This is a genomic window from Ruegeria sp. I1, from assembly GCF_056532675.1.
This window is the reverse complement of sequence record NZ_JBQFNM010000002.1, coordinates 438,118-461,990: the sequence shown is the minus strand read 5'-3', so window position 1 is coordinate 461,990 and position 23,873 is coordinate 438,118. Positions and strand designations below refer to the sequence as shown.

Below are 23,873 nucleotides of genomic sequence, written 5' to 3'. Positions count from 1 at the left end.
GCGAATTGACCACTACCGAGCAGAGGTTACATGCTGGGCAAAGGAATAGGAGGCACCCATGTCCCTGAGACCCACATTGGAAACCCGCAAAGCCATGCCAACAATGGAGGGCGCTGGCGTCAAACTACACCGCGCGTTTGGCTTTCAGGATCCGTCCGAACTGGACCCGTTTCTGTTGTTTGATGACTTCCGCAACGAACGCCCACAGGACTATCAGGCCGGTTTTCCCTGGCATCCCCATCGCGGGATCGAGACGATCACCTATGTGCTGGCCGGATCGGTCGAGCATTCAGATTCGCTGGGCAATAGCGGCACGCTAGGCGCAGGAGATGTGCAGTGGATGACTGCCGGGTCCGGTATTCTGCATCAGGAGATGCCACACGGAAACAGCACAGGCCAGATGCACGGTTTCCAGCTTTGGGGGAACCTGCCCTCGGCCCAGAAAATGACCGCGCCCCGCTATCAGGATGTGCAAAGCAAGGATATCCCCGAGGTCATCGATGATGACGGCACAATCGTGCGGGTGATTGTCGGAGAGTTCTGGGGCAAAACCGGGCCGGTGGATGGCATCGCGGCGGACCCTCAGTATCTGGACATCCAGATACCGGCCGGCGTCAAAAAGACCTTTCGCATAGACACCTATCGCCGCGCTTTTGCCTATGTGTTTCAAGGACAAGCTGCCTTTGCCGATGCCTCACAGCCAACTGGCGTGTTGCTAGAGAAAGAGGTCGCCGGGGAAGAAGTAAACATCCGCGACATGTCCGGAGATCGTACGCTGGTCCGCTTTGGCACAGGAGACGAAGTCACAGTTCAGGCCGGGCCTGAGGGTGTACGTTTTCTGCTGATCTCAGGCGCGCCTATTGGTGAGCCAGTCGCCTGGCATGGGCCCATTGTGATGAATACGCGGGCCGAGCTGGAACAGGCTTTCAAGGAATTGCGCAACGGAACCTTCATTCGTCCGGCGCATTGATCAATGGGGCGGCCTGATCCCCGTCAGGCCGTCACCGCACGGCGAACCATATCCCAATAGACCTGCTCGACCTCATCAAGCGACAAGCGCCCACCAGCGCGATACCACGTCATCACACCGTTCAGCATGGCGATAACAGCGAGTGTGGCGATCTTGGTGTCCGAAATGGCAAAAAGCCCGGCCTGCTGCCCATCACGCAGGATCTTTTCCACAGCGTTCTCATAGCTTCGGCGCAAATCTTCGATCTCTGCAAAATTCTCAGGGGTCAGGTTGCGCAACTCCATATAGGCGATGAAAACCTCATCCGGGCGCTCCAGATGGAAACGGATATGGAAGCCGACAAAGCCGCGCAATGCCTCTTGCGGATCAGAGGATGAATTCAACGAGGCATAGGCCTGCAACAGGTCCTGCATATGCTCGCGCATCAGACGAAACAGCAGGCTCTGCTTATCCGGCGTATAGTTATACAGCGCCCCGGCCTGCACGCCGACCTCTTTGGCGATCTGGCGCATCGACACCGCCGCATAGCCGTGGCGGGCAAAAAGCCTGAGCGCCGCGCTGCGAATAAGCGGGCCTGTAATATCGGAATGAGAACCCTGGGTACGTGCCATGGCAAACACCGTATCTGAACAAATGTTCAGATAGAAGCCCGCTTGAACCAATGCGTTAAAACGTGCATCACAGGATCACACTGTGACCGCGAGACCCTATGCCAACCAAAGCCCTGCCCTTGCTGATCCTGACGCTGACCTTGATGGGTTGCGCGGATATTCCTGAGTTGGACGGCTCTGAGTCGCGTTCGGTGCAAAAGGCCGCTTATCCGCCCCTGATCCCGCTGCAGGACTCGCTTGGTACGCCAATTGATCCGGCCAGCGAAGCCACCGAGGTCGAGGAAGACCTAAACGCGCGCGCCGAAGCGCTCAGGAAAAAGGCCGAAGCGCTTCAAAACGCGCCAACCAACTGACACCCGGTGCCGTGGCGCCGCCGTGACGGATTGCACCCTCGGCCCGAACCCGCTAAGGCAGCGCTGACCGGATGAACGTCCGGTTTCAGAATAGATCGAGCGGAAAGGAACCCACGGAATGACACAGGCGCTGCGGCTTGGAATTGCGGGCTTGGGAACAGTTGGCGTGGGTGTCGTCAAGATCATCCGTCGTCATGCCGATCTGCTTGAGGCACGCACGGGGCGTCGGATCGAAATCGTGGCTGTTGCCGCACGCGACCCGAACAAAGACCGGGGCGTGAACCTGTCTGACTATGCATGGGAGACCGATCCGGTCGCCTTGGCCCAGCGCGATGATATCGATGTATATGTCGAGCTGATGGGCGGCGAAAACGGCCCGGCAAAAGCGTCGGTCGAGGCCGCTTTGGCCGGTGGCAAAGACGTTGTCACCGCAAACAAGGCCCTGCTGGCCATCCATGGTCAGGCGCTTGCCGAACAGGCCGAAACTGCAGGTCGTGTGATCCGTTTTGAAGCGGCTGTTGCTGGTGGTATTCCCGTTATCAAATCCCTGACCGAGGGTCTGGCGGGCAATGAGATTACACGCGTTATGGGAGTTATGAACGGCACCTGCAACTACATTCTGACCCGGATGCAGTCTCAGCGTCAGGGCTATAACGCGCTGTTCGATGAATGTGCCGAACTGGGCTATCTTGAGGCCGATCCAAACTTGGATGTGGGCGGTATCGATGCGGCGCATAAACTGGCGCTGCTGTCGTCAATTGCGTTTGGCACCAAGCCGAATTTCGACGGGATCGAGATTGAAGGTATTCAACAGATCAGCCTGGATGACATAGATCAGGCACATGACATGGGCTTCCGCATCAAACTGCTGGGTGTGGCACAACGCACCGCGCGCGGTCTTGAACAGCGGATGCAGCCCTGCTTGGTCCCCAGCGACTCGCCTTTGGGTCAGTTGGAAGGCGGCACCAATATGGTGGTGATTGAAGGCGACGCAGTGGATCAGGTTGTCCTGCGCGGGCCCGGTGCCGGTGAAGGCCCTACCGCCAGTGCAGTGATGGGCGATATCTGCGATCTGGCACGCGGCCTTCAGATTTCGACCTTTGGCCGACCCGCAAGCTCGCTTGAGGCCGCAACCCCCGCCGTTACCGGCCTGCCTGCGCCCTATTATCTGCGCCTGGCCCTGCTGGACAAACCCGGTGCGCTGGCCAAGATTGCCGCCATTCTGGGCGATGCGGGTGTCTCGATCGATCGGATGCGCCAGTATGGGCACAGTGAAAGCACCGCACCAGTTCTGATTGTAACGCACAAGACAACGCGGGCGACACTGGACGTGGCCCTGGATGGGTTCCGGGCAACCGATGTTGTTGCGGGCGAGCCCGTCGCACTGCGGATCGAACAGGTCTGACCCCTTGCAGCCTGCGCCTAGTGCAGGCTATGCCAGACGTAACGTCATTGCCGACCAAAGGAATACATCGCATGAACGCTGCCAAAACCGATTTTAACGACCGCCTGCTGTCATTGGGGCTTGCGCGTGTCGCAGAACAGGCAGCGCTTGCCTCGGCTTCGCTGGTGGGGCGCGGCGATGAGAAAGCCGCAGATCAGGCCGCTGTTAATGCAATGCGTGAACAGCTGAACTTGCTGGATATCGCAGGTGTCGTCGTTATTGGCGAAGGTGAGCGTGATGAAGCTCCGATGCTGTATATCGGTGAAGAGGTTGGCACCGGGAATGGCCCCGGCGTTGATATCGCACTGGACCCGCTGGAAGGCACCACACTGACCGCCAAAGACATGCCCAACGCGCTGACGGTCATCGCCATGGGCCCGCGCGGCTCGATGCTGCACGCACCCGACGTCTATATGGACAAGCTGGCCGTTGGTCCGGGCTATGACGAAGGCGTCGTCTCGCTGGATATGTCCCCGCGTGAGCGTGTGGAAGCCCTGGCCAAAGCCAAAAGCTGTGAGCCAGCTGACATCACAGTCTGTATTCTGGAACGTCCGCGCCATGAGGCGATGATTGCCGAAGTCCGTGAAACCGGCGCTTCGATCCGCCTGATCACTGATGGCGATGTGGCCGGCGTGATGCATTGCGCCGAAAGCGAAACCACAGGCATCGACATGTATATGGGTCAAGGCGGTGCACCCGAAGGTGTCTTGGCCGCGGCTGCACTGAAATGTATGGGCGGTCAGATCTTTGGTCGTTTGTTGTTCCGCAATGACGACGAACGCGGTCGCGCCGCCAAGGCAGGCATCTCTGACCTAGACCGCATCTACACCCGCGATGAGATGGTGACAGCGGATGTGATCTTTGCCGCGACTGGCGTGACCGGCGGATCGCTTCTGCCGCGTATCAAGCGCGAGCCAGGCTGGCTTGAGACAACAACCTTGCTGATGCGATCCAAAACCGGATCAGTGCGCCGCATGTCATACCGCACACCAATGTGGTCACACGCCGACGCCTAAGCGGCTTGCGCCGCGACATTCGACAAGAGTAACTGTAAAGAGCCTAAGAGGCCGGATCCAAGCGGATCCGGCCTTGGCATATGAGGGGCAGGATGAGCTTTCTAGGGGTTGAGCAGTCATTGACAGGTCGCCGATGGGTCGGCCCCTCGCCCGAGGTTGAGCGCGCGACTGAAATGCTGGTGCAGCAGGCCGACTTGCCGCGCGCAGTCTGCCAGGTTCTGGCACGACGCGGCGTGCCTCCGATGGAAGCAGCAGGGTTTCTGGAACCAAAGCTGAAGGAGCTGTTGCCTGACCCGCGTAGCCTGAAAGACATGGAGGTCGCGGCGGCGCGCTTTCTGACTGCGGTGCGCGAAAGGCAGCGGATCGCGGTTTTCGCAGATTATGACGTAGACGGCGGCAGTTCAGCGGCTTTGCTGCTGGTCTGGCTGCATCAGATGGGATTGCAAGCGACGCTATATGTTCCGGACCGGATCGACGAAGGATATGGGCCGAATGTGCCTGCCATGCAGGAACTGGCGGCAGCACATGACCTGATCATCTGCGTCGACTGCGGCACCCTCAGCCACGAACCCATCGCAGCAGCCAAGGGTGCAGATGTGATCGTGCTGGATCACCATCTGGGCGCGGAAACGCTGCCGGATTGCGTCGCTGTCGTGAACCCAAACCGGCAGGATGAAAGCGGTGATCTGGGCTATCTCTGTGCGGCTGGGGTAGTCTTTTTGATGCTGGTCGAGGCCGGGCGCCAAATGCGCGAGACGGGCCTCAAGGGGCCGGATTTGATCTCTCTGCTCGATCTGGTCGCGCTGGCCACCGTGGCCGACGTTGCCCCGTTGATCGAGGCCAACCGGGCGCTGGTGCGTCAGGGGCTGAAGGTTATGGCCGAGCGGCAGCGGCCCGGCTTGGTGGCCTTGTCCGATGTCGCCCGAATGGATGCCGCCCCAAACAGCTATCATCTTGGGTTTCTGCTGGGCCCTCGGGTCAATGCCGGAGGGCGCATCGGTCAGGCCGATCTGGGCGCCCGGCTGCTCAGCACCGACTCGACGTCCGAGGCCGAAGCACTGGCCGAACGGTTGGACGCACTGAACACCGAGCGGCGCGACATCGAAAACGCCGTGCGTACCGCCGCCTTGGAACAGGCCGAGGATCGTGGTCTGGATGCGCCTTTGGTCTGGGCGGCTGGCGAAGGCTGGCATCCCGGCGTGGTCGGTATCGTCGCCTCTCGGCTGAAAGAGGCGGCAAACCGGCCAGCGATTGTGATCGGATTTGACGGTGACGAGGGCAAGGGTTCAGGCCGGTCAGTCTCGGGCGTTGATCTAGGGGCTTCCATCCAGCGTCTGGTAGCCGAAGGGCTATTGATCAAAGGCGGCGGGCACAAGATGGCGGCAGGCCTGACGGTGATGCGGGATCAGTTGGAGCCTGCAATGACGCGCCTCTCGGAGTTGCTTGAAAAGCAGGGTGCAGGGCAAGGTGGACTAGCTGATGTCAGGCTAGATGGTGCCCTGATGCCCGGCGCAGCAACGGTGGAGTTGATTGAACAGATTGAAAAGGCAGGGCCTTTCGGGGCCAGCGCTCCTGCCCCACGCTATGCTCTGCCTGATCTGCAGGTGCGCTTTGCCAAGCGTGTAGGCGAGACGCATCTGAAACTATCCCTGTCGGATGGAATGGGCGGCGGGCTGGATGCCATCGCCTTTGGCGCCTTCGACGGACCGCTTGGGGAACGGCTGTCAAATCATGGCGGTGCACGGTTTCACTTTGCCGGTCGGCTCGAGGTGAACACTTGGGGCGGACGGCAAAATGTGCAGCTTCGGCTGGAGGACGCAGCCGAAGCCAACTGATAAGGATTTTGTCTGCCCTTTCAGCCGTTCAAAAACTTTCACATCCCTGCATTTTTCGGCTTGCGGGGGTCGGGGTGAAACCGTAAAAGGCCCTCCACAAGCCAGCGTGGCCCGTTCGTCTATCGGTTAGGACGCCAGGTTTTCAACCTGGAAAGAGGGGTTCGATTCCCCTACGGGCTACCACTTGTGCTTGCGCCAGATACCAAATGGCCCGTTCGTCTATCGGTTAGGACGCCAGGTTTTCAACCTGGAAAGAGGGGTTCGATTCCCCTACGGGCTACCAATCGGTGAAACTTCTTCGACCTAGTTTAGGCACCTTGCCACGCAGGCTATCCCGACGATGCAACCTGTTGCTTGATCCCCCATTTCGCGATCTGGTCAGCAAATGCCTGCTTCGGCGCGCTGTCCGTGACCAACACATGAACCATCCGTGGGTCTGGCCCAACATAAGGCGCGGACGCATCGAATTTGTGCTGATCCGCTGCCATCACAACGTGATCGGCATGATTGGCAACTGTGGACGCTAAATCAGCCTCAGCCGCGCTTTGGTATAAAAACCCTTTACTGTCCGAGATCGCATCGGTGCTGAGGACCGCCAAATCGTACGCGTAGCGCTGCACCTGCTTGTGCGCGACATGCCCGAACGTGCCGCGTTCATCGCTTTGCATCTCACCGCCTAACAGATGAACCCGGTTACCGTTGACCCCAACCAATGTAAGCCCCACGACGATTGAATTTGTAACGATTGTCAGGTTCTGGGCCTGGCGCAATTCTTCCGCGACAAAGGCGGTCGTTGATCCGACATCCAGGAAGACAGTCATTTGATTCTCGACCATGGTCGCAACATGCCGAGCAATAGCGCGCTTTTCATCGGCGTGCTGCGAAATACGACGAAAGAAACCCGGATCGCCCTGCGCTCCGGCCAAAAACACGCCGCCATGGACGCGCTCGACAGTACCGGCCTTTGACAGGGCTTTGATCGTACGGCGCACGGTCTCTTCCGATACGTCCAGCATTGTGGCCAGTTCAGTGTTTCGGGCGGTGCCACCAAGACGCTTCAACGCCTCAAGCAATTCAAGTTCCCGATGGGTGTTGAGTGCGTGTTTTTTCACATTCCGCTCCGAAGAATCGAACTGGCGCACAAACTACAAATCGGGGTTGGTAAATCCAGCATTTTGGCTTTTTTGATCATTCTAGGCTCAAGCCTTGGTTGTTTTGGCAACAGCAGGATCAACGAGGGTCGTGGTTGATAGCGTGCACCGACCTTGCTGGGTAGTATCGTAGGAATGCGTCTCCACTCCCATCCAGCCGGAAGCAAAATACCAGGTTTTTCAATTTATAATCAATGAATTATATGCACCTCTTTACCATTCCAACCTCATCATTTTTCACATCTCAGAATGCCCGTAGATCAATTACTAAAAATTTAGTTTGACACATACGCAAGAAATCGCTGATGCTTCCCCTCATCCGGTTTGCGCCGGACGCAACCAAAATCTTTGGGAGGAGACAGATGCGGAGACATCTACTTTCCGCAGTGGCGGCGGCTGCCGTCATTGCGGGGCACGGTCCTGCTTGGGCCGACGAAGCCGCAGCACAACGTTGGATTGACGACGAATTCCAGCCATCGACCTTGTCGAAAGACGAACAGATGGCCGAGATGCAGTGGTTCATCGAAGCTGCACAACCCTATGCGGGCATGGAGATTAACGTCCTGTCCGAAGGCATCCCCACCCACTCGTATGAATCCGAGGTTCTGACCAAGGCGTTCGAGGAAATCACCGGTATCAAGGTCAACCACCAGATCCTGGGTGAAGGTGAAGTGGTGCAGGCCGTTCAGACCCAAATGCAAACCGGTCGGAACCTGTATGACGGATATGTCAACGACAGCGACCTGATCGGCACGCATTCGCGCCTGCAGCTGGCCTACCCGCTGACCGACATGATGGGCGGCGACTGGGCGGCGACAACCTCGCCGACGCTGGATCTGGATGACTTCATGGGCATTCAGTTCACCACCGGTCCGGATGGCAAGCTGTATCAGCTGCCCGACCAGCAGTTCGCGAACCTCTATTGGTTCCGCAAGGACTGGTTCGATGACGAAGCCAACAAGGCCGCGTTCAAAGAGAAATACGGCTATGATCTGGGTGTTCCTGTCAACTGGTCCGCTTACGAGGACATCGCCGAATTCTTCACGAATGACGTCAAGGAAGTCGATGGTGTGACAATCTATGGTCACATGGATTACGGCAAGCGTGCGCCTGACTTGGGTTGGCGTATGACCGACGCCTGGCTGTCAATGGCCGGTGCTGGTGACGTGGGTGAACCGAATGGCGTACCCGTTGATGAATGGGGCATCCGCATGGAAGCGGGCACCTGTAACCCTGTCGGGGCCTCCGTCTCGCGCGGTGGTGCGGCCAACGGTCCGGCTGCGGTCTATGCGATCCGCAAGTGGGATGAATGGCTGCGGGCCTACGCGCCTCCGGGTGCGGCGTCTTATGACTTCTACCAGTCGCTGCCGGCACTTAGCCAAGGCAACGTGGCCCAGCAGATCTTCTGGTACACCGCCTTTACCGCAGACATGGTGAAGCCGAAATCCGAAGGCAATAACACTGTCGACGACGAAGGCACGCCGCTGTGGCGCATGGCGCCCAGCCCGCATGGCCCGTATTGGGAAGACGGTCAGAAGGTTGGCTACCAGGACGTGGGTTCGTGGACCTTCCTGAAATCAACCCCCGAGGATCGTGCTCAGGCCGCGTGGCTCTATGCTCAGTTCGTGACATCCAAGACTGTTGACGTGAAGAAGTCCCATGTGGGTCTGACCTTCATCCGCGACAGTTCGGTCAATCACGAGTCGTTCACAGAACGCGCACCCAAGCTGGGTGGTCTGGTCGAGTTCTATCGCTCGCCTGACCGTGTGGCATGGTCGCCGACCGGCATCAACGTTCCGGATTATCCGAAGCTGGCCCAAATCTGGTGGCAGCAGATCGGTGACGTGAACTCGGGCGCGTTTACGCCGCAAGAGGCGATGGATCGTCTGGCCGAAGAGATGGACATCACCATGTCCCGCATGCAGGCCGCAGATGAGGCCGCCAACGTCTATGGCGGTTGTGGTCCACGCCTGAACGAGCCGCAGGATGCTGCCTTCTGGCTGGAAAAGCCGGGCTCGCCCAAGGCCAAGCTTGAGAACGAAAAGCCGCAAGGCCAGACCGTCAACTATGACGAACTGGTTCAGCGCTGGCAGTCTCAGTAAGCTCGAAAGAACTGGAGGTGCCGTTTTCGGCACCTCCTTCCCAAGACCAGTGCGTGCACTGAAGGACCGGAATCCACGGACATGATCGAACTACAAGACGCCACCAAACGGGTTGGCAACAACATCCATATCAAGCCCACCACCCTGACGTTGCGCACCGGCCATTTCAATGTGCTTTTGGGGGCGACCGGATCGGGCAAGACCTCTCTGATCAAGATGATGGCGGGGCTGGACCCAATTGCCTCGGGCAAGGTCTTTATGGATGGGCAGGACGTCACTAAGCTGAACACGCAAAAGCGGCAGATCAGCTTGGTTCATCAGTTCTTTGTGAACTACCCGCATATGACCGTTTTTGAAAACATCGCCTCGCCTTTGCGCGTGGCTGGCATGGCGAAATCCGAAATCGAAGGCCGCGTGGAAGAGGCTGCTGACCTCTTACAACTGCTCCCGATGCTGCACCGCCGCCCGCATGAGCTGTCGGGTGGCCAACAACAACGGACCGCCCTGGCGCGTGCGATTGCGAAAGAGAGCCGGGCTGTGTTCCTGGATGAACCACTGGCAAATCTGGACTACAAGCTGCGTGAGGAATTGCGTGAACAGCTTCCTGACCTGTTTGCAGGACGCGGTGCCGTAGTCGTTTACGCGACCTCGGAACCCGAGGAAGCCCTGCTTTTGGGCGGTTACACGGCTTTGATGGAAGACGGTCGCGTCAGGCAATTCGGTCCGACCGCAGACATCTATCGCAATCCCGAAAACATCGCGGCCGCCCGCGTTTTCTCGGACCCGCCGATCAATGTTGCCCACATCACCGTATCAGGAGCGCAGGCACAATTGGCAGGCGGCGGAGGCTGGACGGTCTCGGACATGGCCGACGGAGACTACATGGTCGCCGTGCGCCCACATCGAGTGACACCGTTCCGCACATCGGATGCTGATGTGGAACTGACGGGTCGCGTGATCGTGACAGAACTGTCGGGTTCCGACTCCAGCGCGCATTTCCAGCATGGCTCGGATGACTGGGTTTCGCTCGCGGCAGGTGTGCATCCCTATGAAGTTGGCGAAGATCACAGTTTCTACATGAACCCGGCCCATTGCCGGTATTTCGGCCAAGACGGCCAAAGGGTGGCCTGACATGGCACAGATCAAGCTTTCCAACCTGCGACACAGCTATATGCCATCGCCGAAAGGCCCCGAGGATTATGCGCTGAAAGAGATCGACGTGACTTGGCGTGATGGCGGAGCCTATGCGCTACTGGGCCCCTCGGGCTGCGGCAAGTCCACTCTGCTCAATATCATCTCGGGGCTGCTGACGCCGTCTGAGGGGCAGATTCTGTTTGACGGTCAGGATGTTACAGCCCTGCCACCCGATCAGCGCAACATCGCGCAGGTGTTCCAGTTCCCGGTGATCTACGACACGATGACCGTGGGCGAAAACCTGGCTTTTCCGCTGAAGAACCGAGGCGTCGATGCCGCGACGATCAAGCGCCGCGTCGATGAGATTGCCGAGATGCTGGACGTCAAGGATATGCTGAACACCCGCGCCAGCGGCCTCAGCCCGGACAATAAGCAGAAGATTTCGATGGGGCGCGGTCTGGTCCGTGATGACGTGAACGCGGTGATGTTCGACGAACCGCTTACCGTCATTGACCCGCATCTGAAATGGAAGCTGCGCTCGAAGCTCAAAGAGCTGCACCAGCGCGTCAAAGCGACGATGATCTACGTGACCCACGACCAGACGGAAGCCCTGACCTTCGCGGATGAGGTGGTCGTGATGCAAGACGGCGAGGTCGTGCAGATCGGCACACCTGTTGAGCTGTTCGAGCGCCCACAGCACACTTTTGTTGGCCACTTTATCGGCTCCCCCGGCATGAATGTTCTACCCTGCGAGGCCAAGGGCGACCGGGCCGTGTTTGAGGGCCATGAAGTGGTGCTGGAAGGCCCTACCAATGGCGACGGAGGACGCACCGATCTGGGCATTCGCCCGGAATATGTGGGCTTCGGCGATACAGGTATTCCGGCGCACGTTACCAAAGTGTCCGATATCGGCCGCCACTATGTGGTCAGCGCGATGGTCGGCAATACGGCCCTCAAGGCCGTGACCGAACATAGTGTGCCTGAACCGGGCTCAGAGGTCTTCCTGCAATTCAAACCAGAACAATCCCGCGTTTACCGCGACGGCTGGATCGCAACCGAGGAGCGCAGCTGATGAGAACGGAAAACCAAAAAGCCTGGTTCTTTGTCTTGCCTGTGTTGGCGCTGGTCGCGTTCAACGCGCTGGTGCCGATGATGACGGTGGTTAACTACTCGGTGCAGGAAACCTTCGGCAACAACCAGTTCTTCTGGGAAGGGCTGGGCTGGTTCGAGCAAATCCTGCGGTCCGACCGCTTTCAGGCCGCGCTGGGAAGGCAATTCCTGTTCACCTTCCTGATCCTGCTGATCGAGGTGCCTTTGGGCATCATCGTCGCCCTGTCGATGCCGCGCAAAGGCTTCTGGGTGCCGGTTTGTCTGGTCCTGATGGCCCTGCCGATGCTGATCCCGTGGAACGTGGTCGGCTCGATGTGGAACATCTTTACCCTGCCCAAGATCGGCCTGCTTGGCTACTTTCTGAATGACGTTCTGGGCATCAATTATGACATGACGCAACAGCCTCTGTCGGCTTGGATCACGGTCGTCGTCATGGATGTTTGGCACTGGACGTCGCTGGTTGTCCTGCTGTGCTATGCGGGCCTCGTATCGATCCCGGATGCCTACTATCAGGCCGCGAAGATCGACGGTGCCAGCCCATGGTCGGTGTTCCGCTATATCCAACTGCCCAAGATGAAAACCGTCCTGACCATCGCCGTTCTGCTGCGCTTCATGGACAGCTTCAACATCTATACCGAGCCCTTCGTTCTGACTGGCGGCGGCCCCGGCAACTCAACCACCTTGCTGTCGATCGATCTTGTGAAGATCGCGCTGGGACAGTTCGACCTCGGTCCAGCGGCTGCGATGAGCCTGATCTACTTCGCCATCACGCTGCTGGTCAGCTGGGTCTTCTACACTCTGATGACAAAGGATGACGCGCAATGAAGAAGCGGTCCCTTATCCCGATCCTCTATATCGCGTTCCTGATGCTGCCGATCTATTGGCTGGTGGCGATGTCCTTCAAGACCACGAACGAGATCCTGTCGGGCTTTTCCCTGTTCCCCCAGACCTTTACGTTGGAGAACTACATCACCATCTTCACTGACCCAACATGGTATTGGGGGTACATCAACTCGATCATCTACGTGACGATCAACACGGTGCTGTCGGTCTGTGTGGCTCTGCCTGCCGCCTATGCGTTCTCGCGCTATCGGTTCCTGGGTGACAAGCAGTTGTTCTTCTGGCTGCTGACCAACCGGATGGCCCCGGCGGCAGTCTTTGCGCTGCCCTTCTTTCAGCTCTATTCGTCGATCCATCTGTTCGACACCTATCTGGCCGTGGCTCTGGCGCATACGCTGTTCAATGTGCCGCTGGCGGTATGGATTTTGGAAGGCTTCATGCGCGGCATCCCGAAGGAACTGGACGAAACCGCCTATGTCGACGGCTATTCCTTCCCGCGCTTCTTCGTGACGATCTTCCTGCCCAACATCAAAGCGGGCGTGGGTGTCGCGGCCTTCTTCTGCTTCATGTTCTCGTGGGTCGAGATGCTGCTGGCCAAGACGCTGACCGCGGTCGAGGCCAAACCCATCGCCGCCGTGATGACCCGCACCGCCTCGAGCGCGGGGTATGAGCTGGGCCTGCTGGCCGCCGCCGGAACACTGACCATCATCCCCGGTGCCATCGTCATCTGGTTTGTCCGCAACTATATCGCGCGTGGTTTCGCGATGGGACGCGTGTGAGGTTCGATATGCGCAAACTTCTTCTTGCCCTCCCCTTCTTCCCAACTATAGCCGTCGCCCAGCAAGCTGGCTGGGGCAGCGTCGGCCAGCAAGAGGAAAAAGGCTTCTCTTGGACCGACCCCCTGTGGCCCGATTTCTGGATGGCCTGGACACCGGCCACTCTGGCCCTGTTCGTCGGCATCTTTTCGGCCATCGCGCTGATCGGCCTGCTCGAAGGGTTCAAGTACCGCGATGGGATCGAACGGCGTGGCGTGTTGGGCCTGACAACCACGCTGGGCGATAGGCTGTTCATCACGCTATTAGGTTCGGCCTATATCTTCCTCGCCTGGCTCGGGCTGGTCGGTCAGCCCGTCTGGACCCCGCTTTTCCTCTCTATTGGCTGGGGCATCTTCGTCTTCTGGAAAGTTTAAGCTTTGCGAAACAGCGAAAGGATGCTTGTCTGACAGGCAGACCAAACATGACGACACCGAGATCAATGCGTAAGAAAAAGACGACAAACCTGCTGACCGAGGTTGAACTGGAGTTCATGAACGAGCTCTGGGCGCTTGGGCAAGGTTCGGTGCGTGATGTTTTAGGTCGCCTGCCCCCGGAACGGAATCTGGCCTATACATCAGGCGCCACGATCCTGCGCATTCTCGACGAAAAGGGATTTGTTGAAAGTCGCAAGGATGGCAAGACCCTGATCTACCGGCCGCTTCTGGACAAGGACAGGTATCAGGCACGCTCACTTCAAAACCTGTCGCGGACGTTGTTTGACAACACGCCCGCCTCACTGGTCGCGCGACTGGTGGATGATGAAGGTCTGAGCGAAACCGATCTGGAGGAGATTCGAGCACTGGTAGAGAGGAGACTGCAACATGACCGCGGTTAAACCGGTACTCGACGCTTATCTAGAAATGAATATCGTTTTGGGCCTGTCCGCTGTGATCTGGGTGATCGCACGCGCTGCTTTGGCCCGCACATCGCTGCGCGGCGGCCATATCGCTCAGCTGCGCGCGTTCAAGGTGTTGTGTCTCTGCGTTCTGGCCAGCCCGCTGCTGGCGTTTGGCGTGTCCGCCATGGCCAGCCTCATCTGGCCGGATCGGGCTGTAGCACTCGGCGATATTGCGGTAGCCGCCTATCTGCGCGGCGAGATTGCAATGCCCGCTACCCAATTCGAAGCGTTGCTGAACACCCGCGAGCGTTGGTTGGATCAGGTCCTGTCCGGTCAATCGACCGCCATCACCTTTGTGTTGTCCGTATTGGCCTGTGTAGCAGTTGTGCTGGCGCTGCGTGTCACACGTGACGCGCTTGCCATTCGCGCCACGGTCGAGACCAGCTTTCTCTGGCGGCAGTCAAACAAGGTTGATATCCGCCTATCTGATCGTATCACCGTTCCGTTCGCCGTGCGCGGCCTGCGCCGTCGTCACGTGGTGCTTCCCAGCCATCTACTGGATACCCCCCGCGAGTTACGCTTTGCGTTGGCACACGAATTTCAGCACATCCGCGCGGGAGATGTAGAGTGGGAGCTTGGGTTCGAACTGCTGCGTCCACTTCTGTTCTGGAACCCGGCCTATCTGGTCCTGAAATACCAGTTTGATCGCCTGCGCGAGCTGGCCTGTGATCAGTCCGTGGTCGCACGCAAACGGATCGACTCGCGCGAATACACCACCTGTTTGCTGGACTATTGTGCCCGCACCGTGTCAGTCGGCCACCCACGTGTCCTGAACGTTGCCCTGGTCAGCGGCGGCAAAGCCAAACATGTGTTGCGTCAGAGGGTTCTGGCCCTGACCGAAGCGCCGCAGGCCGTGGCCCCCCTGCCCGTTTTCTTCCTGGGTATGACGCTGATCTTTGCCAGTCTTCTAGCCGTTGGGTCGGCGTCCGTTCAGCAAAGGCACGACTGGAGCCATGATCGGCTGATGCTGTCGACCGTTGTGAACCTAGAACGGCTGCAAGCGCGCAATCAGGGGAACTGAGACCCCGCTACCAGCCCCGTCGACCAAATAGCGAATGGATGCGGTTCTGATCCGCGAAGGGCTCGGCCGTTTGTGTCCGCTGCAGGCCGGACACCACGCGCATGACCAGACCCCAGCTGATCACAGCGAAAATGACACCACCGAATGCTTGGCCCAGCAGAACACCAGATGCCCCGGCAAGGCTTGACCCCAGCGTCGCGAATATCCAGGTGCCCACCGTGTGACGACCCCAGTTGATCCAGGTTGAATAAACCGGATGACCCAGATTGTTGAAGCTGGCGTTTGCGACAAAGATGACCCCGTTGAAGAACGATGCGAGGGCCAGCGGGCCGCAGAACAGGTAAATCAGCGTGCGGGTTTCACCCTGGGCTGCAAACAAATCCGCAATCGGTGCGCGCAGCAGAAACAGGATCGCAGCCATACCCAGAACATAGATCGCAGTAAATTTGATACCCGCCAGATAAGCTGCACGAACACGGTCGAATTTCTCGGCCCCGTAGTTCTGTCCGATAATGGGACCAATGGCGCCCGACAGCGCAAAAATCACCGAAAACGCCACGGGTAGCAACCGCCCGATCACTGCCATACCGGCGACGGCGTCTGTTCCGTATTGTGCAATCTCGCGCACGACAATGGCATTGCCGATTGGTGTGGCCACATTGGTCAACACCGCCGGGATCGCAATGGCCCGAACAGGCCGGATATCCTGTACCACTTGTCTCAATGAGGGTCGCGCAAAGGCCTGATGCACGCGCAAGGCGGGCCACAAGGCGGCGGCCAGCATACAAACACGCGCGATCACGGATGCAATCGCCGCACCATCCAGCCCAAGCCCGACCCCGAAAATCAGGATCGGGTCAAGAACCGCGTTCACCACGCCGCCATAGATCGTCGCCATCATCGACCGGCGCGCATCCCCGTGCGCTCGCAGAACCGCCATGGATGCCATCGCAATCGACATCACCCACATCGTGGGCAGAATGATCGAGACATAGCGGGTTGCCAGCCTTAGAACCTCGCCCTCGGCTCCAAGCAAAGATAGCAGAAAGCTGATGTTTAACAGCACCAGAGCAGAGACTGCCAACCCCAGGATCAGACCAATCACAGCCACACTGGAGGCATAATTGCGGGCTTGTTCAGGCTGACCAGCACCAAGCTCACGCGCGACAAGCGCGCCTGCTGAAATAGACAGCCCGATATTGATCGCGTTGGTGAAAAACAGCAGCGTACCCGCATATCCCACCGCCGCAGCCAAGGCGTCATTTCCCAGCATTGAAATGAAGATCATGTCGACGAAATCAACGGCGAAAATGGCCATCAATCCGATACTGGTGGTCAGCGACATGCGCGTCACGTGGCGCATCAGACTGCCGTTCAGAAATATTGCCTCACGTGCAGAAGTCTCGGCCAAGGTCCCGTCCTGTTATTGCGGTTTTGTAATCGTGTTCCGAAACACCAGCGATGTGAAACACAAATTCCAATCCGAACCCTCAGTGTGAGGTTTTTACGCCAGCGTGTGACGCGTGAGTGATTTCTACCCAGTCCATCCCACTCGAGGGTCCAGGATCGCAGTCGTCGATCTCAATTTGTTTACAAATTGTTATGGGATTTCTGACCGACCCGCCCAATTTTTAAGGAGCGCCGCCTATAATTCGCCTTAAACAAGCTGTAAGCGTGGCGCTGCTTGGTTGCTTTTGGATGTCATCCCGCAACATCTTAGAGAGCCAAACAATGACAAAGTTTTACCCAGTGGATGAGTTTCAGGTTTAGTCATGGCGAACTATTCATATATCGGCTACGCGCCGGGTGTCATTTCAGTAAATTTTTTTGGTCAGGATACCATCACCTTATCCACAAGCTATGACCCGGCAACTGATCGCAGGATCTTTGATGTCGAGGACGCGGCAGGTGGCACCATTTTGAACGGGGGCAACCCGCTGCCCGACACGGGAACCGTGTTTAACGGCGATCGGTTCAGCAACGAAAACGGGGATGACGCGACGCAAACAGGCGTTGTTACCAATCTGGACGGGTCGACCACCTTTGCCAGCGGTGACATCTATCTCGAGGAATCCTATATCCTGACGGTGCCCGGTGGCGGCAGCATCACCGTCTATGCCGTTGAAGTAGAGGGCACTCTGGTCGGATACATCACGTCTGAGCCACTGGACCCGGGCCTGACCTACAACATCCAGGTCGTCAATGTCACGCCGACAAACGCGCCTGACACGACCGACCCAACCTCCATTATCGATGTGCCCTGTTTTGCCGCTGGCACTCTGATTGCAACGCCGTCGGGGCTGAAACTGATCGACTCCCTAAGTGCTGGTGATTTGGTTTACACGGCTGATCACGGGGATCAGATCATTCGCTGGATTGGGTCAACTCAACTGGATCGGGCAGCGCTGGCGGCTAAACCCAAGCTCAAACCGATACGGATTGAGGCTGGTGCTTTGGGCCGAGGGTTGCCACATCGCGACCTCTTGGTGTCGCCTCAACACAGAATGCTGGTGCGTTCGCCCATTGCCACCCGGATGTTCGATGCCACAGAGGTTCTGGTGCCGGCTCATATGCTAACCGACCTGCCGGGTATCAACCGTGAAGACAACGCCCAGTCGGTCACTTACTACCACATGCTATTTGACCGCCATGAGGTTGTGTTTGCTGAAGGAGCTCCGTCAGAAAGCCTGTTTACGGGCCCGCAGGCCATGGACTGCTTACCCCAAGCTGCGCGCGACGAGATTCTTGAGCTATTCCCCGACCTTAGGCTGCCTGGGTATATGGTAAGATCCGCGCGACACATTCCATCCAAAGGTCGGCAAGTTCGCAATATGGTGCAGCGACACCTTAAGAACGACCGCCCTTTGATCTAAGGCTGACGGGCGTTCTGACCTGCCGCTTGTGCGATCTGAGTGGCACCGATCTGGGCCATGGCGATGCTCATCTCATCGCTGAGAACCTGCCACAGCTGGTGCAGCCCCTCTTCACCCCCCGCTGCAATGGCGAATTGCAGGATCCGGCCGAAGAAAGTGAAGTTCGCGCCTGTGAAAAGGGCTTTCAACGCATCCTCGCCGGAACGTAGGCCGCTATCATAGAACAGCGGAAGTGTTTCTCCGACTGCGGCGCGGATTTCGGGCAGGATGGAAAATGGGGCGGGCGCGCTTTCAAGTTGCCGGGCGCCGTGGCTGGAGACCTGAATGGCATCCACCCCGGCAGCCTTGAGAGCAACCGCGTCTTCGACATCCAATACACCTTTGACCACCAGATGCCCCGACCACCGATCCCGAAGGCTTGCCAACGTGTCCCAATTTGCTTTGGCGCGGCTTTCGGTTCGGTCAAACTCGTACCCGTCCATCAGGAAATTGGCCATTTGCGGCTTGCCGTGCACGAGGGTCGACAAGGACCAGCGCGGATGCAGCGCGAAGTCCAGAAACTGACGTGGACCCAACCGGAACGGCATGCGGAACCCGTGCCGCAACTCTCGGGGCCTGCGCCCAACCTCGGGGACATCGACAGTCAGAACAAGTGTGTCGTATCCCGCAGCCTTCGCCCGATCCACAAGCTTAGAGGTTCCTGATCCATCCCCGCTGAAATATAGCTGAAACCAGGCATTGCCCTCAGACACCTCCAGCATCTTTTCCATCGGGGTGGAGGCCACAGTCGATACGCCCAACGGTACGGAATAGCGCGCAGACAGACGCGCCAGCATCAGATCAGCCCCCGGGCCCGACAGGTTGCACATCCCCATGGGCGCAATGCCAAAGGGACGTTGTGTGGATTTGCCAAAGACAGAGCTTGCCAATGACCGCTCACTCACATCCCGCAGAATACGCGGGCGAAGGGTCATCGCATCCAAGGCGTCCCGATTGCGCGTGGCCCCGACCTCAGCCCCCGCAGCACCATCGATATAGTCGAACACCATCCACGGCAAACGCCGCCGCGCAAGGCGGCGGGCGTCTTCTGCGCTGTGAATGTCGCTTGCGGCCATCAGGCCTCGACAGCTTTCATAAAGCGGTCACGGATCACCACCGGGTCCATTGTGATAACTGGCATCTTGGCGTTGCCGCTTTCACATTTGCTGACGATAATGGTCATCTGTTTGCTGTCCAGCGCTTCTTGTAAGACGCGACCGGTATCTTCCGCGGCACATTCGATTACCCGCTCACACCCGGCAGCTTGCGCCATTTTCGTCAGCGAGGTTTTCTGGCCCGCATAGGTTGGCTGGTCTCCGGTCGAGCCGTAAGAGCCGTTGTCGACGATCAGCAGGATATAGTTATCCGCCACGTTATTGGCGATGGTCGGAAGCGTGCCCAGATTGGTCAGGACCGAGCCATCCCCATCAATCACTATCACCGGTTTTGGCTGCGCCAGTGCAAGCCCCAGACCAATGGACGAAGCCAGACCCATGGTGCCCAGCATGTAGAAATTCGTCGGCTGGTCATCGATGGCGTGCAGTTCCTGGCTGGGGATGCCAATGTTGCAGACCACCAGTTGGTCGCGCAAGATTGGGGCGATTTCTTTCAGAATCTCGGAACGGATCATTGGTCGCCATAGCCTCCCCAGAAGTTCGCATCGGTTAGAATGGCAACCGGTTTGTTGCACATGAATGTGTATTTCAGGATCATGTCGAGTTCTTCGACATCAGATTGTTTGTGGAAGTGGTAGGTAGGGATGTTCATCTGTGCCAACAACGCCTTGGTGTGCACAGCCATTTCGACCTGACAGGCCACCGGTTCACGCAATTCCCCACGATATGAGATCAGCATGGGCAGCGGCATCCGATAGTACTGTATCAGCGTTGCCAGCGTGTTGATGGTCACACCAATGGCCGTGTTCTGCATGATGATGGCAGGGCGTTTGCCGCCCATCCAGGCACCGGCGCACAGGCCCATGCCTTCGTCTTCCTTGTTCGACGGGATGTGAAAAATCTCATCGCGCTGGTCGATTTCTTCTATCACTCCAGCCAATTGCTTGCAGGGGACGGTGGTCACGAACGAGATGTCGTTCGCCACCAGATCGTCAGTGATCTTCTTGTCTATGTTCATGGTCCAGCTTTTGGTCCTGTTTAGGGCGCGGTATGCGCGATTGACGATATTCAGGTTCTGCGATGCACATGCACTGCACAGTGTGCGTGGCGAACGACGCGCGAGGCGGTCGATCCAAGAAAATAGTCGCTCAGGTCCGGCTTGTGCGAGCCGATCACGATGCAATCGATACCGTTGCTGTCGGCATAGTCGATAATGGTGCGTGCCGTGTGTCCTTTGACAATCTCGGCAGTCACATCATCCAGCCCTTCGACCTTGTCCAGCAACTGGCGGCGGGCACGCTCGAACCCTTCGGCGACCAGTGTTTTGTCCAGATAGGCGCTGACCGAGCCCTGAGGCATCTCATAGACATGCAAGGCAACGATCTCGGCCCCGTCTTCAGACAGGGCGCGGGCAACCTCCAGCGTGTGCTGCGAGATGCCGTGATCCAGCGCCATAGGAACAAGAACTTTCTTATACATATCAATCTCCTTTTCAGCCCGGTCTATTCCCACGGGTCCAGGATAATCTTTGGCGCGGTAACCACGCCAGAGCGCAGGTCGCGAAACGCCTGCGCCCCTTCGGACAGAGGGCGCGCTTCGGTCCAGTCTAAGGCACCCAAACGCCCATCGAATATGGCCTGCGCCGTTTGGCGGAAATCTTCGGCGGTGTAGGTATACGTGCCGATAAAGGTGATTTCCTGCAATGTCATGCGACGGATATCTAGCCCGCCTGTATCCTCACCCAAGCCGACATGCGCAATCACCCCACCAGGTTCTGCACAGGCCGACGCCGTCGCGCGCGTGGCTGCATAACCGACCGCATCAATCACAATCGGATAGGTTCCCGCGGCTTCATCTAGGACGCGAAATCCTAGCCCTTGCAAGAATGTGCGTCGTCCAGAGTTCGGCTCAACCAGCGTCACATCCTCAATGCTCATCGCTCTCAAAGCCAATGCCGCAGCCAGACCAATGGCGCCGCCGCCCAAAACCAATGCGCGTTTTTCGCTGGTCGGATGCAATGCTTCAACGGCCAGTCGAACGGTGTGCCAGCTAACGGCCAAGGGTTCGGCCAAGGCGGCTTTGTCCAATGGCACACCATCTGGCACTTCAACCAGATTTCGGTTGGGCATCGACACATATTGCGCAAAGGCCCCTTCGCGTGGAGGCATCGAGATGATCTGGCGCTGCGGGCAAAGGTTTTCCCGGCCCGAGATGCAAGCCGAACACAGCCCGCAGGACACAAGCGGATTGATCGTCACGCGCGTACCATCACGCGGGCCGCCGACGATTACACCCGCGGCCTCGTGGCCGAGGATCAGCGGTGCCGGACGCCGGGCATCATGCCCGAGATAGGCATGCATATCCGAGCCGCAGATGCCAACCGCCTGGACACGGATAAGATGCTCGTCCATGCCGGGTACAGCGTCGGGCATATCCCGATACGCAACCTCTTCGACCCCCTCATACACAAGCGCTTTCATTTCGCGGTGAACCCCCCATCAACCATGAGGACCTGCCCAGTGACATAATCCGAGGCTTTCGAGCACAGAAACAGGATCGGCCCGTCCATATCTTCCATCCGGCCGTTGCGCTGGATGCAGGTTTGAGCGGCGTTTCGGGCGGCACGATCCGGGTCATCAAACACAGCCTGCGTCAGCTCAGTCGGGAAGAACCCCGGCCCGATCGCATTGGCGGTGATGCCGTAGGGCGACCATGCCTCGGCCATCGCGCGGGTCAATTGCCCGATCCCGGCCTTGGTCGCGCCATAAGCGATGCCGCCGGGAAAGGCGCGTGTGGTTTGCAGCGAGGCAAAATTCACAACCCGACCCCAGCCTTTTTCCTTCATCGCGGGCACCATCGCCTGGCTCAAGAAGAACGGCGCGCTCAGGTTCAGGGCCAATGTCGCGTCCCACCCCTGCCCGGTCACGTCATCGGCCGCCTCACGGGTATTCACACCTGCGGCGTGGACGATGATATCGGGTGCACCAAAATGGGATGAAATCTCGCCCACCAACGCGCCCATATTCTCACGATCCGCGACATCGCCCGTCACAGCGGCGGCATTTGCCCCGATCTCATCGCATAGTTGAGACAGCGCATCGGCCCGCCGTGCAACACCCACAACTCTGGCCCCGGCATGCGCCAGAACCAAAGCCACCCGTCGCCCCAGTCCCGAGCTTGCACCAGTGACACAGGCCACGCGCCCTGTCAGATCAAAGAGCGCGCGTGGGTCATCCATCTGCGGTCAGGTCGAATTGCTCATCCGGGAAATACTTGGCCAGACGCACATCAGCGGCACGGGCATGACCCTCCATCCCCTCCAGACGCGAAATACGCGCCGTTGCGACTGCGATAGGCTTGGACCCTTCACGCGTTGCCCGCTGCCATGTCACGATTTTCATATATTTATGAACACTCAGGCCACCGGTATAGCTGGCCGCGCCTGAAGTGGGCAGAACATGATTGGTCCCGGTGGCTTTATCACCGTAGGACACGGTGGTTTCTTCACCCAGAAACAGCGAGCCATAACAAGTCAGCCGGTTCAGCCACCAATCCAGATCCTCAGCCTGAACGGTCAGGTGTTCAGGCGCATAGTCGTCGGAACAGGCGGCCATTTCTTCACGATCCGCACAAACGATCACCTCGGCATAGTCACGCCAAGCAGCAGATGCGTTTTCACGGTTAAGTTCGGGCAGGTCCTCAATCAGCGCGGGCACAAGCTCCATCACTTTTTCTGCCAACTCCCGATCATCGGTCACCAGCCAGACGGGCGAGTTATACCCGTGCTCGGCCTGACTGACCAAATCGGTCGCGACCACATGTGCATCTGCGCTGCCATCGGCCAGGATCAAGCTGTCCGTCGGGCCCGCGATCATGTCGATACCGACCTTGCCGTAGAGAATACGCTTTGCCTCGGCCACGAACTGGTTGCCAGGCCCGACAAGAATATTCGCGCGTGGCAATCCGAACAGGCCATAGGTCATGGCAGCCACGCCTTGTACACCACCCATCGCCAAGATGCTGTCGGCTCCGCAGATATGCGCGGCGTAGACGATCGCAGGTGCGACGCCTTCGCCCGGACGGGGCGGAGAGCACGCGGTGATATGGCGACACCCTGCTACTTTGGCTGTGGTTACCGTCATAATCGCACTGGCGATATGGCTGTAGCGTCCACCAGGCACATAGCACCCTGCCGCATCTACAGGGATGGCTTTTTGCCCCGCGACAACGCCCGGCACGATCTCGGTCTGCACATCCGACACGGTGGCTTTTTGCGTTTCAGCAAAGCGGCGCACGTTGTCATGGGCAAATCGGATATCGGCCTTCAGTTTCTCGGGCACCAAGGCGATGGCCGCGTCGATCTCGTCCTGAGTCATCAGGACATTGCCTTCGAACTTGTCGAATTTGGCGGCATATTCCAGCGCTTTGGCGTCACCCCCGGCCTCGATATCGGACAGGATGGTTTTGACCGTATCGTGCACCTCGGACGCATGAGATTGCGCCGTCAGGGTTGCCTTTTTCAGATAGTCACGCGGCATATTCAGCA

General features: G+C 58.4%; 24 protein-coding genes and 2 tRNA genes. 16 read left to right on the top strand and 10 right to left on the bottom strand.

The features are described from left to right. The first annotated feature begins 58 nt into the window (after positions 1 to 58). Positions 59 to 970, top strand: coding sequence for a pirin family protein (locus ACR0DH_RS06110; RefSeq protein WP_480547827.1), 912 nt, complete (start codon positions 59 to 61; stop codon positions 968 to 970). A gap of 23 nt (positions 971 to 993) precedes the next feature. Here the strand turns inward: ACR0DH_RS06110 and ACR0DH_RS06105 are convergent, their stop codons facing one another. After that, the gene (locus ACR0DH_RS06105) at positions 994 to 1,581 is read right to left on the bottom strand and encodes a TetR/AcrR family transcriptional regulator (protein ID WP_480852342.1); all 588 of its coding nucleotides are present in this window, start codon (positions 1,579 to 1,581) and stop codon (positions 994 to 996) included. A 98-nt stretch (positions 1,582 to 1,679) separates the two neighbouring features. Between ACR0DH_RS06105 and ACR0DH_RS06100 the strand changes: the two genes are divergently transcribed. The 6 genes from ACR0DH_RS06100 to ACR0DH_RS06075 all read left to right on the top strand — a co-directional run bounded on the left by ACR0DH_RS06100 (position 1,680) and on the right by ACR0DH_RS06075 (position 6,512). Continuing rightward, the gene (locus ACR0DH_RS06100; protein ID WP_480547825.1) at positions 1,680 to 1,934 is read left to right on the top strand and encodes a hypothetical protein; all 255 of its coding nucleotides are present in this window, start codon (positions 1,680 to 1,682) and stop codon (positions 1,932 to 1,934) included. A 118-nt stretch (positions 1,935 to 2,052) separates the two neighbouring features. Continuing rightward, entirely contained in the window at positions 2,053 to 3,339 is a 1,287-nt protein-coding gene (locus ACR0DH_RS06095) for a homoserine dehydrogenase (RefSeq protein ID WP_480547824.1), read from the top strand. 71 nt (positions 3,340 to 3,410) lie between these two features. Beyond that, complete coding sequence (glpX, locus tag ACR0DH_RS06090; protein WP_480540949.1) at positions 3,411 to 4,394, top strand: class II fructose-bisphosphatase; 984 nt, start codon at positions 3,411 to 3,413, stop codon at positions 4,392 to 4,394. A 92-nt stretch (positions 4,395 to 4,486) separates the two neighbouring features. Continuing rightward, positions 4,487 to 6,229: a single-stranded-DNA-specific exonuclease RecJ gene (recJ, locus tag ACR0DH_RS06085; protein WP_480547823.1), complete on the top strand. Its 1,743-nt coding sequence runs from the start codon at positions 4,487 to 4,489 to the stop codon at positions 6,227 to 6,229. Positions 6,230 to 6,337: 108 nt separating this feature from the next. After that, positions 6,338 to 6,412: transfer RNA gene (locus ACR0DH_RS06080), tRNA-Glu, on the top strand. A gap of 25 nt (positions 6,413 to 6,437) precedes the next feature. Further along, a tRNA-Glu gene (locus ACR0DH_RS06075) sits at positions 6,438 to 6,512 on the top strand. Between the two features lie 46 nt (positions 6,513 to 6,558). Here ACR0DH_RS06075 and ACR0DH_RS06070 read toward each other — a convergent pair. Then, positions 6,559 to 7,341 carry a DeoR/GlpR family DNA-binding transcription regulator gene (locus ACR0DH_RS06070; RefSeq protein ID WP_480547822.1) on the bottom strand — a complete coding sequence of 261 codons (783 nt, stop codon included), beginning with the start codon at positions 7,339 to 7,341 and terminating at the stop codon, positions 6,559 to 6,561. A 401-nt stretch (positions 7,342 to 7,742) separates the two neighbouring features. Between ACR0DH_RS06070 and ACR0DH_RS06065 the strand changes: the two genes are divergently transcribed. From ACR0DH_RS06065 to ACR0DH_RS06030, 8 genes are all read left to right on the top strand, one after another. Next, on the top strand, positions 7,743 to 9,482 hold the full coding sequence (locus ACR0DH_RS06065; protein WP_480540943.1) for an ABC transporter substrate-binding protein: 1,740 nt from the start codon (positions 7,743 to 7,745) through the stop codon (positions 9,480 to 9,482). Between the two features lie 81 nt (positions 9,483 to 9,563). Beyond that, entirely contained in the window at positions 9,564 to 10,613 is a 1,050-nt protein-coding gene (locus ACR0DH_RS06060; RefSeq protein WP_480547821.1) for an ABC transporter ATP-binding protein, read from the top strand. A 1-nt stretch (position 10,614) separates the two neighbouring features. Continuing rightward, positions 10,615 to 11,688 (top strand): ABC transporter ATP-binding protein, encoded by a 1,074-nt coding sequence (locus ACR0DH_RS06055; RefSeq protein ID WP_480547820.1) that lies wholly within the window; start codon positions 10,615 to 10,617, stop codon positions 11,686 to 11,688. Beyond that, on the top strand, positions 11,688 to 12,551 hold the full coding sequence (locus ACR0DH_RS06050) for a carbohydrate ABC transporter permease (RefSeq protein ID WP_085807799.1): 864 nt from the start codon (positions 11,688 to 11,690) through the stop codon (positions 12,549 to 12,551). The genes ACR0DH_RS06055 and ACR0DH_RS06050 overlap by 1 nt, the downstream gene beginning before the upstream one ends. Continuing rightward, the gene (locus ACR0DH_RS06045; protein ID WP_058280831.1) at positions 12,548 to 13,345 is read left to right on the top strand and encodes a carbohydrate ABC transporter permease; all 798 of its coding nucleotides are present in this window, start codon (positions 12,548 to 12,550) and stop codon (positions 13,343 to 13,345) included. Before ACR0DH_RS06050 ends, ACR0DH_RS06045 begins: the two co-directional genes overlap by 4 nt. 8 nt (positions 13,346 to 13,353) lie before the next feature. Continuing rightward, positions 13,354 to 13,755, top strand: a complete 402-nt coding sequence (locus ACR0DH_RS06040) for a DUF2160 domain-containing protein (RefSeq protein ID WP_480547819.1) — start codon at positions 13,354 to 13,356, stop codon at positions 13,753 to 13,755. A 65-nt stretch (positions 13,756 to 13,820) separates the two neighbouring features. Next, entirely contained in the window at positions 13,821 to 14,216 is a 396-nt protein-coding gene (locus ACR0DH_RS06035; RefSeq protein ID WP_170533094.1) for a BlaI/MecI/CopY family transcriptional regulator, read from the top strand. Beyond that, complete coding sequence (locus ACR0DH_RS06030) at positions 14,203 to 15,300, top strand: M56 family metallopeptidase (RefSeq protein ID WP_480547818.1); 1,098 nt, start codon at positions 14,203 to 14,205, stop codon at positions 15,298 to 15,300. Before ACR0DH_RS06035 ends, ACR0DH_RS06030 begins: the two co-directional genes overlap by 14 nt. Positions 15,301 to 15,307: 7 nt before the next feature. Here ACR0DH_RS06030 and ACR0DH_RS06025 read toward each other — a convergent pair whose 3' ends face one another. Then, the gene (locus tag ACR0DH_RS06025; protein ID WP_480547817.1) at positions 15,308 to 16,711 is read right to left on the bottom strand and encodes an MATE family efflux transporter; all 1,404 of its coding nucleotides are present in this window, start codon (positions 16,709 to 16,711) and stop codon (positions 15,308 to 15,310) included. Positions 16,712 to 17,072: 361 nt separating this feature from the next. Between ACR0DH_RS06025 and ACR0DH_RS06020 the strand changes: the two genes are divergently transcribed. Beyond that, positions 17,073 to 18,173 (top strand): Hint domain-containing protein, encoded by a 1,101-nt coding sequence (locus ACR0DH_RS06020; protein ID WP_480547816.1) that lies wholly within the window; start codon positions 17,073 to 17,075, stop codon positions 18,171 to 18,173. On the opposite strand, the gene ACR0DH_RS06015 is transcribed toward ACR0DH_RS06020, so the two are convergent. From ACR0DH_RS06015 to hisD, 7 genes are read right to left on the bottom strand one after another with little or no spacing between them, the layout of a single operon-like run. Further along, positions 18,170 to 19,288 (bottom strand): alpha-hydroxy acid oxidase, encoded by a 1,119-nt coding sequence (locus ACR0DH_RS06015; protein WP_480547815.1) that lies wholly within the window; start codon positions 19,286 to 19,288, stop codon positions 18,170 to 18,172. The genes ACR0DH_RS06020 and ACR0DH_RS06015 overlap by 4 nt on opposite strands. Continuing rightward, the gene (gene comE, locus ACR0DH_RS06010; protein WP_480547814.1) at positions 19,288 to 19,842 is read right to left on the bottom strand and encodes a sulfopyruvate decarboxylase subunit beta; all 555 of its coding nucleotides are present in this window, start codon (positions 19,840 to 19,842) and stop codon (positions 19,288 to 19,290) included. Before comE ends, ACR0DH_RS06015 begins: the two co-directional genes overlap by 1 nt. Continuing rightward, a complete protein-coding gene (gene comD, locus ACR0DH_RS06005) occupies positions 19,839 to 20,345 on the bottom strand; it encodes a sulfopyruvate decarboxylase subunit alpha (RefSeq protein WP_439109786.1) in 507 nt (168 codons plus the stop codon). Before comD ends, comE begins: the two co-directional genes overlap by 4 nt. A gap of 50 nt (positions 20,346 to 20,395) precedes the next feature. Further along, the gene (locus ACR0DH_RS06000) at positions 20,396 to 20,806 is read right to left on the bottom strand and encodes a universal stress protein (protein WP_480547813.1); all 411 of its coding nucleotides are present in this window, start codon (positions 20,804 to 20,806) and stop codon (positions 20,396 to 20,398) included. Positions 20,807 to 20,829: 23 nt separating this feature from the next. Beyond that, complete coding sequence (locus ACR0DH_RS05995) at positions 20,830 to 21,807, bottom strand: alcohol dehydrogenase catalytic domain-containing protein (RefSeq protein WP_480547812.1); 978 nt, start codon at positions 21,805 to 21,807, stop codon at positions 20,830 to 20,832. Beyond that, positions 21,804 to 22,565, bottom strand: coding sequence for an SDR family NAD(P)-dependent oxidoreductase (locus ACR0DH_RS05990; RefSeq protein ID WP_480547811.1), 762 nt, complete (start codon positions 22,563 to 22,565; stop codon positions 21,804 to 21,806). Before ACR0DH_RS05990 ends, ACR0DH_RS05995 begins: the two co-directional genes overlap by 4 nt. Then, positions 22,558 to 23,865 carry a histidinol dehydrogenase gene (gene hisD, locus ACR0DH_RS05985; protein ID WP_480547810.1) on the bottom strand — a complete coding sequence of 436 codons (1,308 nt, stop codon included), beginning with the start codon at positions 23,863 to 23,865 and terminating at the stop codon, positions 22,558 to 22,560. Before hisD ends, ACR0DH_RS05990 begins: the two co-directional genes overlap by 8 nt. Positions 23,866 to 23,873: the final 8 nt, after the last annotated feature.